At 38.9% G+C, this 16,619-nt stretch carries 14 protein-coding genes; 3 read left to right on the top strand and 11 right to left on the bottom strand.

The window, feature by feature from the left end:
• Nucleotides 1-130: 130 nt before the first annotated feature.
• From GKR71_RS04690 to GKR71_RS04655, 8 genes are all read right to left on the bottom strand, one after another.
• Nucleotides 131-1,147, bottom strand: a complete 1,017-nt coding sequence (locus GKR71_RS04690) for a fimbrial protein (protein WP_154633994.1) — start codon at nt 1,145-1,147, stop codon at nt 131-133.
• The gene (locus tag GKR71_RS04685; protein ID WP_154633993.1) at nt 1,138-3,612 is read right to left on the bottom strand and encodes a fimbria/pilus outer membrane usher protein; all 2,475 of its coding nucleotides are present in this window, start codon (nt 3,610-3,612) and stop codon (nt 1,138-1,140) included. Before GKR71_RS04685 ends, GKR71_RS04690 begins: the two co-directional genes overlap by 10 nt.
• Before the next feature lie 8 nt (nt 3,613-3,620).
• Complete coding sequence (locus GKR71_RS04680) at nt 3,621-4,322, bottom strand: fimbrial biogenesis chaperone (protein ID WP_036948187.1); 702 nt, start codon at nt 4,320-4,322, stop codon at nt 3,621-3,623.
• Between the two features lie 88 nt (nt 4,323-4,410).
• Complete coding sequence (locus GKR71_RS04675) at nt 4,411-4,986, bottom strand: fimbrial protein (protein ID WP_154633992.1); 576 nt, start codon at nt 4,984-4,986, stop codon at nt 4,411-4,413.
• 1,670 nt (nt 4,987-6,656) lie between these two features.
• Nucleotides 6,657-7,100, bottom strand: coding sequence for a YcgN family cysteine cluster protein (locus tag GKR71_RS04670; protein WP_196231028.1), 444 nt, complete (start codon nt 7,098-7,100; stop codon nt 6,657-6,659).
• Nucleotides 7,101-7,117: 17 nt separating this feature from the next.
• On the bottom strand, nt 7,118-7,774 hold the full coding sequence (locus GKR71_RS04665; RefSeq protein ID WP_036948193.1) for a fumarylacetoacetate hydrolase family protein: 657 nt from the start codon (nt 7,772-7,774) through the stop codon (nt 7,118-7,120).
• Nucleotides 7,775-7,794: 20 nt separating this feature from the next.
• Nucleotides 7,795-8,898, bottom strand: coding sequence for a lytic murein transglycosylase (locus GKR71_RS04660; protein ID WP_036948195.1), 1,104 nt, complete (start codon nt 8,896-8,898; stop codon nt 7,795-7,797).
• A gap of 49 nt (nt 8,899-8,947) precedes the next feature.
• A complete protein-coding gene (locus GKR71_RS04655) occupies nt 8,948-9,217 on the bottom strand; it encodes a YcgL domain-containing protein (protein WP_036948197.1) in 270 nt (89 codons plus the stop codon).
• Nucleotides 9,218-9,346: 129 nt separating this feature from the next.
• On the opposite strand from GKR71_RS04655, the gene minC reads away from it, so the two are divergent.
• The 3 genes from minC to minE are packed head-to-tail and all read left to right on the top strand — an operon-like array spanning nt 9,347 to nt 11,211.
• Nucleotides 9,347-10,072 (top strand): septum site-determining protein MinC, encoded by a 726-nt coding sequence (gene minC, locus GKR71_RS04650; protein WP_036948199.1) that lies wholly within the window; start codon nt 9,347-9,349, stop codon nt 10,070-10,072.
• A gap of 23 nt (nt 10,073-10,095) precedes the next feature.
• On the top strand, nt 10,096-10,911 hold the full coding sequence (gene minD, locus GKR71_RS04645; RefSeq protein ID WP_036948201.1) for a septum site-determining protein MinD: 816 nt from the start codon (nt 10,096-10,098) through the stop codon (nt 10,909-10,911).
• A 3-nt stretch (nt 10,912-10,914) separates the two neighbouring features.
• The gene (gene minE / locus GKR71_RS04640) at nt 10,915-11,211 is read left to right on the top strand and encodes a cell division topological specificity factor MinE (protein WP_036948203.1); all 297 of its coding nucleotides are present in this window, start codon (nt 10,915-10,917) and stop codon (nt 11,209-11,211) included.
• 73 nt (nt 11,212-11,284) lie between these two features.
• On the opposite strand, the gene GKR71_RS04635 is transcribed toward minE, so the two are convergent.
• Genes GKR71_RS04635 through GKR71_RS04625 form a run of 3 tightly spaced genes read right to left on the bottom strand, consistent with a single transcriptional unit; the run spans nt 11,285 to nt 16,590 of the window.
• Complete coding sequence (locus tag GKR71_RS04635; RefSeq protein ID WP_154633991.1) at nt 11,285-12,064, bottom strand: energy transducer TonB; 780 nt, start codon at nt 12,062-12,064, stop codon at nt 11,285-11,287.
• 50 nt (nt 12,065-12,114) lie between these two features.
• Entirely contained in the window at nt 12,115-15,147 is a 3,033-nt protein-coding gene (locus GKR71_RS04630; protein WP_154599302.1) for a TonB-dependent receptor domain-containing protein, read from the bottom strand.
• A gap of 18 nt (nt 15,148-15,165) precedes the next feature.
• The gene (locus tag GKR71_RS04625) at nt 15,166-16,590 is read right to left on the bottom strand and encodes a surface lipoprotein assembly modifier (protein ID WP_154633990.1); all 1,425 of its coding nucleotides are present in this window, start codon (nt 16,588-16,590) and stop codon (nt 15,166-15,168) included.
• Between the last annotated feature and the right edge of the window lie 29 nt (nt 16,591-16,619).

Here is a 16,619-nt window from a genome sequence, read left to right as displayed (position 1 = left end):
TAAAGCTGCATATTATATATATAATAAAACATCCGACCTCACACCACTGACCAGCATTAATTTAAAAACAAAAAAATCGCATATGTTTTATTAAAAATATGCGATTTCCTATTGAAGTTGAATATGATTTTTAATCGTAAGTGACATTGAAAACTAAGTGTGACCGAACATCACCTGCCGAAATGGCTCTCTCATAAGGAAAATATCGAGCGGTTAAAGGAAAAATCAATAAGTCATCCTGATTATTCACTACCGTACCGACTTTATAACTACGAGTAAAACTTAATGGTGCTTTACTACTTCTTTCTATTACTTGAATACCAACACCCTTTGCACCATTAGTTCCAGCTTCTTCATTTCTTAGTACGCCATTAACATCACTCGCCGACGCATTTCCACGAAAATCAATATTAAATGTAGTTAATCCTGAAGAGGTAATTCCACCGTTACACTCCATGGTAATATCAAAATCAATATCTCCTACAGGCGCTTGATAAGCGGTCAATTGATTACGCTTTATCGGCGCGAGTGTCACATTCTGTTCTCGTCCACCATTGATTAAGCAAGATGGCGATACAATCGTGATCGCATTTCCTTGTAGATACGTTCGAATTAATGGATCCGTATTATGTTTATAACCATATTCGGTGTACTGCCCATTGGCAATTGTGCCAGAACCTGTTTTTCTTGCGGTTTTTATCAACGTTAATGTGAACGTTGAGTTTTCAAGGTATACGCTTACGCCATTTCGTCCGCCATAAATCGTATGAGTACCGGGATAGAGAATATTGACTTGGTTTCCACCTCGTTCAAATTTCATACCTATTCCTGGAATACTGGATTGATAAACGCCATCACCTAAATGACGCAGACCACCCATCACCACTTCAGCTTGAAGCGTATTCGTTCCATAACATGTTAAATACGATTGATAGCCATTAGTACGCATAGGCCATTGTTTTCTCATAATAACCCCTCCAACAGGAAGGTTTGGATCAACAACAACATTGCCTAAGGTCATATTGAGATCTATGGGTCTTACATTCTTGCGATAACAAACATCTGCATACCCGAAAGCTAATGCATACTGAGTAGCAAGGAGAACACCAGCACCAATTAGCCAGCGCCATTTTTTGATCATTGACATAGACTCTCCTGACTATTTTCCGTCGTTAATGGGAACGAACACTCTCCGCCTTCCCACTTCACTGTCGCAAGTTTAGATTCATTATTACTGATAAAGACTGTCCCACCTTGCCCTACAACACCAATGTAATTCCCTTGAGGATCCAACACATTGGCACCGAATGGCAGCGCTTTACTGTTCGGTCGAACGACGCTATACACTGCGTTTTTCTCAACTTTCGTATCAAAAACAACTTTTACAACGCTACCTTCATACGGTACAACTTGCGCTGTGGTACTGTTAAACACGATATCTTCAGGGCTACCTTTCGGGTCAATGTCGACATTATTAATACGATAAGGGCGAACATAAGGCGCTAACGCATACCCATGGCTATCAATTTTGGTGTTCTGTGACCCCATGACAGAAGCCCCTTCGGCCCCCTTCGCTTCTATTAATGCAATCGTTGAAGAGGTATTCGGCGAGAATGTGACTCCACCCTCATGCACCACCATTGATCCATTAGCAGAAGCACCATATTGACGATAACCATTACCTTGGCTGTAGTTAGCATTCGTATTCACAACCGAAGTTTGATATCCCGTATTCAGTGCAAAATTACTATTACCATGTTCTTCAAACGACGTATTTAAACCATAAGTCCAATTATTATCTGTATCAATTGACCCATTAACTCCCACTTGTGAAGAACCAAATTTATCATTATTAAAGATGGTGTTTGAGGTAATGGCAGCGTAATTGCGATCCCCGAAATAGAGAGGGAAGTTCACATTTAAACTCACACGGTCATCTTGCGTTCTTTGCGTATTATCTGAATAGACTCGCATAAATGAGATGCCATACGAAAAACGTTCAAATTGGTTGTTGTAATTTAATTGGTACTGTTTTTCGATACCGCTACGGTTCCAATAACTTGAAATACGTCCAGTGAAATAGAAACTACCTAAGTCGTACGGTAAATTTTGGTTAATTGTGTAGCTAAAACCGTTTTTCTCACGCCCTAATGAACTATCTATTCCTTTCTTATCCGCATCAATCGTGTAAATCGCATTAGAAAGACTGTAATAATCTTCTGTTGAATAACGGTATGCCGCTAATACAAGGTTTGTGTCAGTATCAGAAAATAACTTATTGAAAGTAAATCGATAACTCTGCCCCATATCCGTTTTTTGATTGAATACCGTTCTTGATTGGGTAACATCGACGGCAACCGCACCAATAACCGTATTCACACCCGCACCTAGCAAATAAGCCTGATAGTCATCAAATGCCGTGATTCCACCATACAGTGTGAACGTGTTATTTAAACCGTGCTGCAAAGTACCTTGCATAATGAACGGTTGGTTACTGATGCCTTTAGCATCTGATTTACCACCTGACAGTTGATAACGGGTATAACCGGGACGTAGTAACTGTGCCATAGACGTGTAAGGCACACTAAAAGAAGATTCACTTCCATCTGCCTCTTTGATAGTCACAACAAGGTCATTACCATAACCAGATGGGTACACATCATTGAGGTTAAATGGCCCGGGGGAAACCGAGGTTTGATAAATAACGACGTCATTTTGTTTGACGGTAACAAGGGCATTACTTTGTGCAACACCTCGAATTTCAGGTACAAAAGAACTCATGCTATCAGGATACATTGTATCGTCAGTGGCAATTTTAGCCCCTAATAAACTGATACTGTCGAACATATCCCCGTCAGTATAAAACTGACCTGCGGTTGCTTTAGATTTCAATCTAACAATAGGACGTTGTAAATAGGTTTGGTTACTATGCCAATTAGCACCCTCTTTACGTTGCCAATTTAAATTTCCAATATGCTTTAATAACCAACCGTCATAGCTTAATCCTGCATTTAATCCGAGATAAGCACTCGCATTATTGTTACCATTTGAGCGACTATCATAATAGTTACTCATATACCCCAGATTCAACGCAGGGACTCCAGTTTCCCAAAATTGTTCAGAGACATAGCCACGAGATGATTTCTGCTCATAAATTTGAGGAACAGAAATATCAACTCGTAATGTTGATGAGTGAAATGTGTCACTAACATCAGGATCACTATTCCACTGAGTTAAAAAGAGACACTCTTTGCTATCGGGTTTCGCCGTCGGGGCAAACTTTTCGACATTAATACCCAAGTCAGATAACAGGGCTGGGGTATAGCAGGTTCCTAACTGTCCATTTTCTTTGGCGACGAAATCAAGGTCGTATCGCCCTTTCCAACTCCCATTGGTATATACATCAACGGAATATTTTCCTGGGCCAATCCCTGTTGTATTAAATCTGTCAAAATCAACGTTTTCTTGGCTACCTATAATGAAACCGCTGTTAAATTCATACGTGGTATCTTCTTCACTCCAAGCATAAAACGACGGTAAAGCACAGACTGTGACTAAACCTGTCACTGAGAGTAAGTTTGTATATTTATTTTTTAACTCTCTCTGCTTCATTCTAAATCCTATTTAACGGTAGTTTTTACCGCTACATCTGAGCCGTAATCGTTGATATTGTTGATAATAATTTTAGTTCCTGACGTCAGTGCTCGCTTGAGTGTCACTGTCGACTGGCTTTTAGGCTCTAAAAAAATTGTTTCATTATTCAATCCGTTAGAACCATCAGTAGAAATTTTTGTAATAGTAATAAAGTATGGCGACGGGTTGCCGATATTAAGTTTGCTGCCATCTGCTTTAACAACGAGTTGCTCAGGAGCAAGCTCTCGGCTACCTAGGCCTGATGGGCGATAGAAAAATTTAAAACGAGAACGGATAGCCAATTGCAGCACATTTTGATTTTCTTCTGCTTTATTTTTGACCATTGGTGGAATGTCTAACAAATTCAGCCACCATAAGGATTCTCTGTCTTGTGGTAAGGCGGATTTATCCATCAGCTTAATGCGGATAGTTTGTCCACCTTTTGCTTCAATTCGGGAAATCGGTGGCGTGAGTTGAAATGGCGTTTTAATCGTATCAGGTGTTTCAGATGCATCACCTGTATCAAGCCATGCCTGGGCCATAGCCGGGCGGTCAGCCGTATTATTTAATTGGATAGTGATTTCTTTCTCATCGCTAGGATAAACAAAACGAGTACCGTTAACGATGATGTTATTTGCAAATGCTGTCATACTCGACAGTAAGCAAAGGCTAAATAGAATGGCTTTCATGTAGGCCTCAAAGCAAAAAGCGGCAGTTAGCCCACCGCTTACTAACTCATGCTTTTATCGAAAATGTCGATAAAAACTGACTGAAAAATTAGTTATAAGTAATTTCGTAAGTCGCGTAGCTTTGGATTTCACCCGCGCTTACAGTGTCAGGAGTTGCTGTTGAGTAACCAACATAGTAAGTGAAACGGGTATTGCTACCGTTTTTCTCACCAACTGCTTTTGGTTGGCTTGCTTGACCTGGGAAAATTTTAGTGGTTTTTTCACCGTCAATAGACAGTGCTAATTGGATGTTTTTAGCGCCATTAACAACAGTGTTAGCTAAGCTACCGTTAGTATTAGCAGCTAAGTTACCACCAGTCCAACGCACGCCTAAGGCTGCAGTATCAGTAACAGGTTTGCCGCTTTGTGCACAATCACTGATTTCGATAGCGAAAGTTTTTGGTTTTAGAATAGTATTAGCGCCACCGTTTTTAACTTCTTGTAAAGAAACAGGTGCTAAATACACAGTTGCATCGCTGCCTTGACCATCAACAGAAACGTTACAAGAAACATCCATAACTTTACCGTTAAAGTTAACTTGGCCACCGCCAACTGAAGTTGCTGCATTTGCTGTTGTGAAACCAAGAACTGTTGCTGCGATAGCAGTCAGTAAAACTTTTTTCATTTTCAATTCCTAAGATGAGTTTTTTATTTATTGCTTATACAAATTATTAAGAGGTCTTTTATTCAGTCTTGGGTAACAGCAAAAACAGAGCTCGACCGTATTAAAATACAGCCAGAAGTCAGCATATTTAAAGCTTCTAACAGATCCCTGTAATGCACAAATCAAAAGTAGCTCAGTGCATTCTGTTTTTGACCAACAACTTGTATGACCATCTAATTCGAAGCAAAGAATACATAAAAACTTATGTGTCATTAAATCGTTTTTACCTTAGCTTATTAACATTTTGATAGGCATAGACTATTGCAAATGATCTATTAATCGAAATGGTCAATATATTAATTACACTTAATAAGTCATATTTAGAGGCTGAATAAGCATATTCAAAAATAAATATTTAAATTTATAAAATTTAATTTCGATTTTATAAGATATAAAAGATTTTTGTGAATATTTTAAATTTGAGATATAAGTTAAATTTTGTATTTTTATTTACATTTAGACACTTTTTCTAGTCTTTTGATTACAAAATAGAGTCACGCTATACGTGTTAAAAATACGTAATTGATAAATTTTTCTTATTAAAATAACCCATGTTCATATTGAAACATTTGCCAATAAATAAAATTAAATATCGAATTATTATTCCAACCCACAAATTAACTCTCATTGAGAGTAAACGAATTATCTATAACTTTATTGCGCATTAGGGCAAAGTAAAAAGTTATATAACAACAATTTTTTAGTGACTACCACTATCGTAGAGGGAATAGAAAAAACACAGTAAAGAAGCGGGGAGAATATTTATGATAAAAAATCATAAATACCGCAAGATAATGCTCCTGTCATATAATAAGACTTTGACAATTTAATCTTATTAAGAGTATCAGGGTGTGAGGCTATGTAAGCGGAAATAATCATTTCTGATCTAACAATACTAAATAAGTGGTACTTTTTAACCAAAAACTTGATCTGTATCAAAATTTGGCGAATTTGCGTAATTCAGTGATATATAAGGTTATTTGCCAATAATAACAGTTCGACCAAATTTATAAAAATTGCCTAAAAAATGCATATTAGGAATATTCCTAAAAACGCATTTTGTGAGTTTTTGATTTGTCTTATGTCTTCATTTTGAACAAAAAAGCATTTAAAGCTAAGTGCTAATCGATTTTAACACTACCTATTCTACCCATCTTTTCAGTGAACTAACGTGACAATAACGTTAATAATAGTTCTATTTAGATAACATTGACTCATTAAATTAGCTCTTGAATGACAATATGATATTTGAGTGAAATAAGACAGAAAAAGTATATTATTTCAATATGCTATGAAATATCACTTAAAATCACCATGTGTGTGAATTAGGCTGACTGAATATTATTTAAATATCACTCTACTTTTTATTAAAGAATATTTAACATTTGAACATTACTAAATATAAACCAAGTTTGTTCTCATTTATAAGTAATCTATTTCAATAGGTTCCACAAAGTACAAATATCTTCTTTGTAATAAAAAATCTTGACAGGTGATTAAGAGTGGTTGTTTTTTGTTCGATTTGTCATTTTTAATCGAATTGATGGCGTTGGATCTAATGAGGGCGTAAGGATAAAAAACCCGCTCAGTGTAAATGAAGCGGGTTTTTAGAAGAGTCGATTAGTGATGCATTATCTGTCGTTTGGTCGGTTCATAATATGATCTTCCCACTCTACCACATCAATTTCTCGTACTGCGATATGGCGAACTGAAATACCTTCATTATGCATTGCAGCTTTTGAACCAGTTTTCAATGGATGCCATGCAGGAAGCGGCTTTCCTTCCATTAACAAACGGTATGCACAGGTACTTGGTAACCAAGCGAATGTTTCCAGATTATCCCGAGTCAGTTTTATGCAATCCGCTTCATATTTGAAACGATCTGCATAATGTCTGCACTGACAGGTTTTAATATTTAACTGGTTGCAAGCCACATTAGTGAAATAGATCTCATCGGTGTCTTCATCCATTAATTTATGCAAGCAGCATTGCCCACATCCATCACAGAGAGATTCCCACTCTTCATCGGTCATTTCATCTAAGGTTTTAACCTGCCAGAAAAACTGAGACATAATACTGCAAAATCCTATACTTAAATGACTCTAGTGGTCAGTGAATTATCATTAATCGTTAGCTTTAACATATCCCCAGAAGCCAATGGCCCCACACCTTCCGGTGTGCCGGTTAAGATAACGTCTCCAGGACGTAGGGTAAAGAAACGGGACATATAGCTAATGAGCGGTAAAACAGGCGTGATCATATCACGGGTCGAGCCAGACTGACGAATCTCGCCGTTGATTTCTAAACTCAGTGACATATTTTGCAGGTCACTGGTACCACTAACGGGAATAAATCCTGAAATTGGACATGAACCATCAAAAGCTTTGCTTTTTTCCCATGGCTGCCCTGCTTTCTTAAATTTCGCCTGTAAATCCCTTAGGGTTAAATCAAGTGCGACTGCATAACCGGCAATTGCACGAGCAACCCTATCTTCATCCGCATTTTTAAGAGGCATACCGATCAAAATCGCCATCTCAACTTCATGGTGAACCGAGCCTAATTCTTTAGGAATAACAATTGGCTGGTTTACATCACACAGGGCAGTTTCCGGTTTAATAAATAAGACAGGTTCCTCAGGTAATGCTGAACCCATTTCTTTAATATGTTTGGCATAGTTACTGCCCACACAAACTACTTTATTGGCAGGGAAATCTAATAAAGCACCTTGCCAGTCGCGATGTTGATACATATCGGTAACTCCTATTATCGTTATTGTATTTTTGCAGCGATACCATCCGCCATCATACAAACACTTAATGCGAAATAATATGAACGATTCCAATGCATAATCGTGCGGAAGTTTTGGGTCACTAAGAACGTTCGACCTTCAGGGTCATCAGGAATAACCACCCATGTTTTTAAATCTGGCGATAGTCGAGAAAATGCAGGTAATTTAACCCCTAATTTTTCCCACTCCTGAACGGTTTTTCCTTGTTCCGTTTTAACCCCTTCTAAGCTACGGTTAAAATCAGCTGGTAGTGAAACTTGATAGCCCCATGGTAATGCAGATTGCCATCCTTCCGTGGATAAATAGTTGGCAACTGAAGCAAAGACATCGGCTTTGTTATTCCAAATGTCCATTTTGCCGTCACCATCGCCATCTGCGGCATAGGATAAATAAGACGTTGGCATAAATTGGCTCTGCCCCATCGCCCCAGCCCATGAACCTTTCAGTTGCTGATCTTCAGGAATATAACCTTTATCCATGATTTCCAAGGCTGCTAATAATTGCTTACTAAACAGTGCTTCACGACGCCCTTCAAAAGAGAGTGTGGCAAGCGCTGAAATTACATCTTCTTTACCCTGTGAACGACCAAAACCACTTTCGAGTCCCCATAAAGAGACAATGTACTGTGGCGGTACACCATATTTCTGGCTAATTGCGTTCAATACCGCTTGGTTTTCATAGTACTTTTCAACACCCGCATTAATGCGAGATTGTGGTAAGACATTTTTTAAATAGCTGGCTAACGTCACTGTTGCGCGTTTTTCAGGTTGCCCTTTATCCGCTTTTACGACACGTTCAAGGAAATAAATGTTAGCAAAGCCACGATCAATCGTAGACTGTTTGATACCTTGAGCCGCAGCATGTTGTTTCAGCAATTCCACATAGGCAGGAAATTGTGAAGGCTCACGTTGTTCAATTGGAAAAGCTTTATCTAGTGCGATAACTTCTTTCTCAATCGCAGCTTCTTGTGCCGTTGTCAGAATTCGAGTTTCGTTTGCTTGAGTTGCAGCTTTTTGGGTTTGCGGAGCACTGCAACTTGCTAAAAGTACACCAGCGACTAAGGTATATAATAACGTTGGCTTCATTTTTATCCTCCTGACGATAATGGCTTTTTAAGGATCATCCTAAATTGTCTTAGTCGTTTAATTCGCGATATTCAGAAAGTAAATTTTCAACCGGAGGTGGAAATTGCAAGTAGTAGCCAACGTCTTGAAGATCAGCTCGAACTCGCTCAATGTCCGCATTTGCTAGCTTTTCACGTTTATCCAATGAAATTAACATTGAAAACTGTGGTTTGCCAAATTGCTTCAGGAGTTCTTCTGGTACGCGTGAAAAGTCATCTTTCTTTTCGACATATAAATAAGTTTGATCACGGTTCGGGCTTCTATAAATTGCACAAATCATTATATTTAACTCTTTTTCTTAGTTCGTAAGCTTGCTTGAAGTATGCAGTAACTATAACATGCTATTGTTTTACTGAGTATCTTCACCCGAGGATTGTTTCGGAAATTTTAATTTGCTGAGTCTAGATAGATGCCACAATCGCCAATAGAACTTAAAGGCAGCAGTTTTACTCTTTCAGTCATTCACTTACACAGTGAAGAGCCTAAACTCATCAAAAAAGCGCTGCAAGACAAGGTCAATCAGGCTCCTGATTTTCTTAAAAATGCCCCAGTTGTTATTAATGTTGCGGAATTAACTCACCATGCGGATATGTACAGTATCCACAAAGCGATTGTCTCTGCAGGTCTTCGAATTGTGGGTGTCAGCGGCTGTACTGATCCACTGTTAAGACAAAAGATCAATGAAGCGGGCTTACCAGTGCTTATTGAAGGTAAAAGCAAAAAAGCGCCAGAACCATCAACGGATGACGTTACTTTTGCGAAATCGGATATTGCCCCACAACCTGCTCCAATTGAATCTGCTTATCGCAAAACCCGTATTATCAATACTCCTGTTCGTTCAGGTCAGCGTATTTATGCGCCAAATAGTGATCTCATCGTCACAAGTAATGTTAGTGCAGGTGCAGAATTATTAGCAGATGGTAATATTCATATCTATGGCGTTATGAGAGGTCGTGCCCTTGCTGGTGCCTCAGGTGATATGGAAAGCCAGATTTATTGTACTCATTTGCAAGCAGAGCTAGTGTCCATTGCAGGCGAGTATTGGTTGAGTGATCAGATACCTACTGAATTTCTCGCCAAAGCAGCTAAACTTTGTTTAGTTGATAACAAACTTAATATTGAATACTTAAATTAGACCTTATTTACAAGGAATTATTCATGGCACGCATAATTGTTGTTACTTCTGGTAAAGGTGGCGTTGGTAAAACCACTTCAAGCGCGGCCATAGCTACCGGCCTAGCTCAAAAAGGGAAGAAAACCGTAGTTATCGATTTCGATATCGGTCTGCGTAACCTTGACCTAATCATGGGGTGTGAACGTCGAGTAGTCTATGACTTCGTTAACGTTATCCAAGGTGATGCAACTCTTAATCAGGCGTTAATCAAAGATAAACGTACTGAAAACCTTTATATTCTTCCTGCATCACAAACTCGTGATAAAGACGCGCTGACTCGTGAAGGCGTTGAAAAAATTCTTGATGAACTCAGCAACGAAATGGCGTTTGACTTTATTATCTGTGACTCTCCTGCCGGTATTGAAAGTGGCGCATTAATGGCGCTTTATTTTGCTGATGAAGCCATTATCACAACTAACCCAGAAGTCTCTTCTGTTCGTGACTCAGACCGTATTTTAGGGATCTTATCCTCTAAATCTCGTCGCGCAGAACAAGGTCAAGACCCAATTAAAGAGCGTTTATTATTAACTCGCTACAACCCAGGTCGAGTGACTCGTGGTGATATGCTGAGTATGGAAGACGTTTTAGAAATTCTGTGCATTCCATTAGTGGGTGTGATCCCAGAAGATCAGTCTGTTTTACGTTCATCTAACCAAGGTGAACCTGTCATTCTGGACTCTGACTCTGAAGCAGGACAAGCATATAGCGACTGTGTAGAACGTATTTTAGGTGAAGATCGCCCTATGCGTTTCATTGAAGAAGAGAAAAAAGGCTTCTTAAAGCGTCTATTTGGGGGATAAATAATGGCTTTATTGGATTTCTTTCTGTCGAGAAAAAAGACGACAGCAAATATCGCAAAAGAGCGACTGCAGATCATCGTTGCTGAACGTCGCCGCGGTGATAGTGAGCCAGCTTATCTTGCTGATATGAAGCGAGATATTTTGCAAGTTATTTGCAAGTATGTTCAAGTTGACCCAGAAATGTTATCCGTACAATTTGAACAAAAAGATGATGATATTTCTGTTCTCGAATTAAACGTCACCCTTCCTGAAGCGGAAGAAGGTAAAGACGTTAAAGAAGCAAAACCAGCAGAACAGTAATATTGTACAATGCCGCTATATCGCTATATTTATATAACGCCATAGCGGCTTGATTTTGTTAGCGATTTCAGTATTAGTCTAACTTGAAGTTAATTTTTAATATCATTTTTCTGTTCATATTTTCAGGCGGCTTACCGAGTGGCTTGCAACGCTTAATCGCATCCAATATTGCCTGCTCGAAAAATTGGCTCTTTTCTGAATCCACCACTTTCGCATTGACCAACTCACCTTTCTCTGTGACATCAAACTGAACTTGAATATCCCCTTGTATACGCATTTTGCGTGCTCGTCGCGGGTACTGTTTATGTCTATCAATTTCCCGTTTGATCTGGTCTAAATAGCGCTGTTTGGCATTGATGCTATTTTCACCATCAGAAAAATGAGCGAGATCACCTTGCTGCCCTGCTGCTAAAGAATTTGCTGTGTTTTCTCCTTCTTTAGCTCTTTGGGTTTGCAAATCATCTCGAAGGCTTTCTTTCTTGGTTTTTTCTTCCGGCTTAGCCTTATTTTTTACAGAACTACGTTTTTCAGATTTCACTTCTTTGGGTGTTCTTTCAGCGACGGTATTTGAGGTATTATCTTGCTGGTTACGCTGCTTTCTGACCTTGATATTGGCGTACTCAAGCTCCTCAATAACATTGAGTTCACCGCCAGTTACCGATTGGCTTTCTTGGGGGATGCTCACTTGTTGCTCAACTAAAAACTGGGTTAACGCGACGGTCACTACTGGCGAAATTAACGGTGCTGTCATTTTGAATGACAATGAATTGAATGCAAAAAAACAGAAATAAATAATGGTGCCGTGTAATAAGCCAGAAAGCGGTAATCCATAATAAATTCGAAAATAATTCATGGCGATATTCCTAATCAGCCCCAGCAAATGTGCTTTGCTGGGGCTGAGCCTTAGAAGTGACTGGTCACACTTAAACGAAGGGATCTCCCCGGTGCTGGCATCATGCTACGTGTCAGCGGGTCAATGTAATATTCGTTTAATACGTTAGAGGCTAACAATTCCACTAACAGGTTCTTATTCACTTGATAAGTGACATAGGCATCCGTGACAAATACCGCATTCCAACTCATCGGATTATTGTTTAAAGGTGAATAGGAAGGGCCAAACTTGCTCGCCATCTGTGCTTCATCTTTATTTTCTGTTTTGGCGTGATATCGCACCCGCCCGCCAACTTCCAAACTTTCATTAAAGAAGCGCATACCAAGATTAGTATGGATACTGTATTTAGGTTGCAACTGGGTTCGGAGATAACCGAGTGGAAAGCCACCTTCAGTACAAATTGACCCTTTGAACTTGTTCAACGGGTCTAAGAGAACCATCGAAGCATCATCACAAACTTCATTTTTCAGTCGGAAATCTACCCCTAAATCGCCAAAGAAACGCCCATTATCATAGCGGGCTAACACTTCTAAACCGGCGGTTCGGTGCTGATCCATTTGCGCAAAAACCAAATTACCATCACGATCAAACGCATTATCGATAATATTATGGTAGTAATTGATTCTAAAATCGGCGGCATTTTCTGCTTTCAACCAACTTTGCAAATTACGTACATAACCGATTTCAAAAGTATGGCTACGTTCTGGCTTAAAGGGGTGATGCCCTATAGTGACTTTACCTCCGCCAGAAAAACCGATGGTATCTTCAAAAATACTTGGCATTCTAACGGTTTCAGCATAACGAGCAAAAACGCGATCATTTTCTGAAAGGTAAATTGAACCTCCCAGTGATGGGCTCCACGCTGAGTTAATACGTTTACCCGGTTTTTTATACTTTTCATTCTCACTGACTAAAATATAGTCCCATTCTTTATTTGGAGCACGATAGGCTATAATTGCTTTCACTTTTTTCTGGCTAATCGGGTCAATCACTTCTTCTGATAGGTCAATTTTCCCATTATAGAATGGGTTTTTCTCTGTAGTGAGTTTGCCATCTTCATCCACCCGCCATTTGATATAGTCGAATCCGGTAATACGAAATCCCTCATACTCTTCATGGATTGTAGAATAGTGCTCGGCTTTTTTTAGGGAATACTTAGGAAGTGATAATGCTTCTGCGACAAACCACTCAATTTTAGAAACACCAATGGTACTATCCGGCCAGAGCCCTGTCTTATTGTAACCATCAAAAGTACGTCCTTTGTTATCCACATACTCTCTCACTTTACGCGCTTCCTCTTCCGTTAACGGCCGAGAGTATTCAAAGTTCATAGCTGTCTCAATTTGATGCATAGCAAAGCACTCATCTTTTACTTTTAATCGGCGTTCTCTTAATAAATCTCGCGACCAATAATTTTGATACTGAATACCTGCATTGACATTTAGCCAATCCGTTGGTCGCCAATCCAATCTAATTGCTCCACTGTACTCTTGGCGCTTTCCTTCACGTGGGATAGCCCGAAATGAGCTGTATTTAGGTATTTCTGCGTTAGGGTCATAAATATCATCATGACTGTGAATTTTCTCATTTGTAAAGTTACCAATGAAAGTCACATCAAAGCTAGGCAGTAATTGGGTCTTATTAGATAAGGAAATACCTTGCCTATCATTGAGTTGACTCAGTTTTATTCCATCTACTAATTTCCCGTTAACATGTGGATTTCTACGATTACCATTTACATACCAGTCATACTCCATCGCTTGCCTAGGCAAGTCACCCGCCGTATTAGAATTTAAATCCATTTTTGTTAGCCAATAACTTAACTGAAAATCAAAAAACGGCTGGTCGCTGGGTTTAAATCCATAGTTAACATAGAGAGAGCCTAAACTAAGATTTGCCAACGGCCATTGGGGAATTTCCCCTGCCAAATCATGAAAGCGAATTTGCGAGGGCATAATTTCCCCATAATGGCTTTTGGTATGCACATAGCCGAAGGAGACACTCTGGGATTCAGAGAGCTGCACATTCATTTTTTGCAGAAAAGTTTCGATATTACTGGAAGTATTACCTACTTCTTTAGTTGGCAAGTAAACATTGGCAACAAAAGGGATATTAGGATCTAACGTTTTTTCTGAGTATTTATTGTCTCGAGGAATAATTGGTTCTCGGAAATAGTTTGCGCCATGACGCCCCGCAAAATAGTTACCTTGGTTTCGGTGGCTATATGCAAATAACAAGTCAAATTTGTCTTGCCGTAACCCCAGTGCTACTCGCATTGCACTGTCTTTTAAATTAAAGAAATTGGAACTTCCTGGTTGGTCTGGCTCTACCGTTGTCTCTGGGTCTCGGAACCTCACTAACGACAGAGAGTCATCATAGTGATTAAGCAAACTATCCATGAGCATAGGGTTATCTCTATAATCGCTTCCAAGATGTAATTGATTGATTCGAGGCTTTGTTGAATTAGTTCGTGTTTCAAGTTTAAGATCGACAGAAAAACGTTCATCTGATGGGACAATATCATCAATGCTGAGGGTTTTTACTGCCACGCCACCACCAATAGAGGTACGAATATCACGATCTAACATCGGGCTTTTTACTACGGTGATACTGCTGATCATATTGGGGTCTACATAGTTTCGGTTATTAGCTCCGTTGTAGCCACGCCACACGGTGATGGCTTGCTCCGTACCATCCACCGTAACAGGTACACGCCCTTGACCTTGAATGCCTCGAATATTTGGGTCTAACGCCCCACTATTACGTGCATCACCGCTATAAACACCAATGCCATGATTCAAAATATCGGCGGGGTTAGTGCCTTTATAACGCTCGACCGCTTCTTTGCTGATATAGATATTTGATTCGTCTTTATCATATTGGTCATCAGCACCCTTTTGATCCCGTATTTTAATCGTATCAGTCTGGTCTTTTACTTGTATATTGCCCACCTGTTCCCTTGAGCTGGCATAAGACGAAAGTGAAATGACACCCATCGTTAACCCTGTGGCAATTTTCATTGCTACCACTGCTGTTACTTTCATATTAAATCTCAATACGAACTAAAACGTTTTACTTAAATTTAAACCCACTTCGCTTTTATTATAGGAATAGCTTATTTTTGCACTGCTATCATTGAATTTATAATTAACATACAGTGTTGGTGTTAATGATAAAAATGTGTGGCCTAATAGGGTTATTTGGCTATTTAACTCCCATGATTCATCGTGTCGCTTTGTATTAAGTGCACTGTCAAAATCAAAAAACTTATGATTACTACTTGTTAATTTATTGACTAACTTATTCGAGCTAAATACATTGATTGAGCCCACAGTTAACCCTGACACTTGATAACTGTCACTTTTATATTGCTCAATGTTTTTACCACCATATAAATTTGAAAATAAGCTCCATTGTGGATTGACCGAATAAATTGCCGTTATACTATAATTAATATCATAACCTGATCGCGATACTCGTTTCCCAAAGAAAGCTTGATTTTTATACGTTAGATTGGATAGCAAATAAAGCTTATTACTAGGGGAGTATGCCCCTGTAATGCTCGCGCCGACACTGTAATGGTCAAACAAATGCCCTCGCCAATTAATATCTACAATCGGTGAAAAAGCGATCTTTTTATTCCCATAAAGATACTGATAGCTTACTGATGAATAACTTGAAAAACGCCTTTTTACTGAGCGATGTGGGTATTCCCATACGTATCCACCAAGGCTGGCCAACAGTGAATGTCCTCGATTCTGCCAAAGGACTTTATTGGCATTTCCTGAAAAGCCATACACCAAACCGGATTTGATTTCGCTACCTTGCATACACCACATCGAATTACATTGCTGTTCCTTGTTACCGTGAGCCTCGGTATAGTTTGTGTCATACTTTAAATCCGCATTGAAATTTCCCTGCCAATTAGCTCGATTTTCTAATGCTGTAATTTCACTGTCTATCTGTTTTATTCGCTCTTCAGGTAAACCTACTCGATATTTATTCTTTATTTTTCCGTATAAAACTAATGCTTCACGATAATAACTATTCTTTATATAGATATGAGCCAATTTCATTTCAGCAAACACTGAGTTAGGGTTTCCATTAACTATTTTTAAATATAATTTTAGCGCTAATGGATAATCACCATTAAAATAAGCCCTCTCTGCTGAAATATAATCCACCATACCTTTGTCGTGATTTTTATCATTTAGATATTCAGGCAATATTTCATCGATTTTTTGGAATTGCTGCCGATTGACTAAATCATAAAGAATAAAACCAAGGTCGTCGACATTTTTGTTTATTTTAAGTGGAATTATATTTGACGAATTATTTCTTGTGTTATTTATTTCAGTTAAAAATCCGATTATTTGTTCATATTGTTTTTGCCCATATTGTTGACCGCCATAGCTTTGCTCAGAAAATGAATTTACAGAAAACAATAATAGAATTAATACCTCAATCTTGCTGATTGTTTTTTTCATCCGTCTTCCTTTTTTTTCCCATAAAAATA

It is taken from the genome of Providencia sp. wls1922 (assembly GCF_009706505.1).
Taxonomy (GTDB): domain Bacteria; phylum Pseudomonadota; class Gammaproteobacteria; order Enterobacterales; family Enterobacteriaceae; genus Providencia; species Providencia lanzhouensis.
The sequence above is the reverse complement of the archived record's forward strand: the minus strand, read 5'-3'. Positions and strand labels throughout refer to the sequence as shown.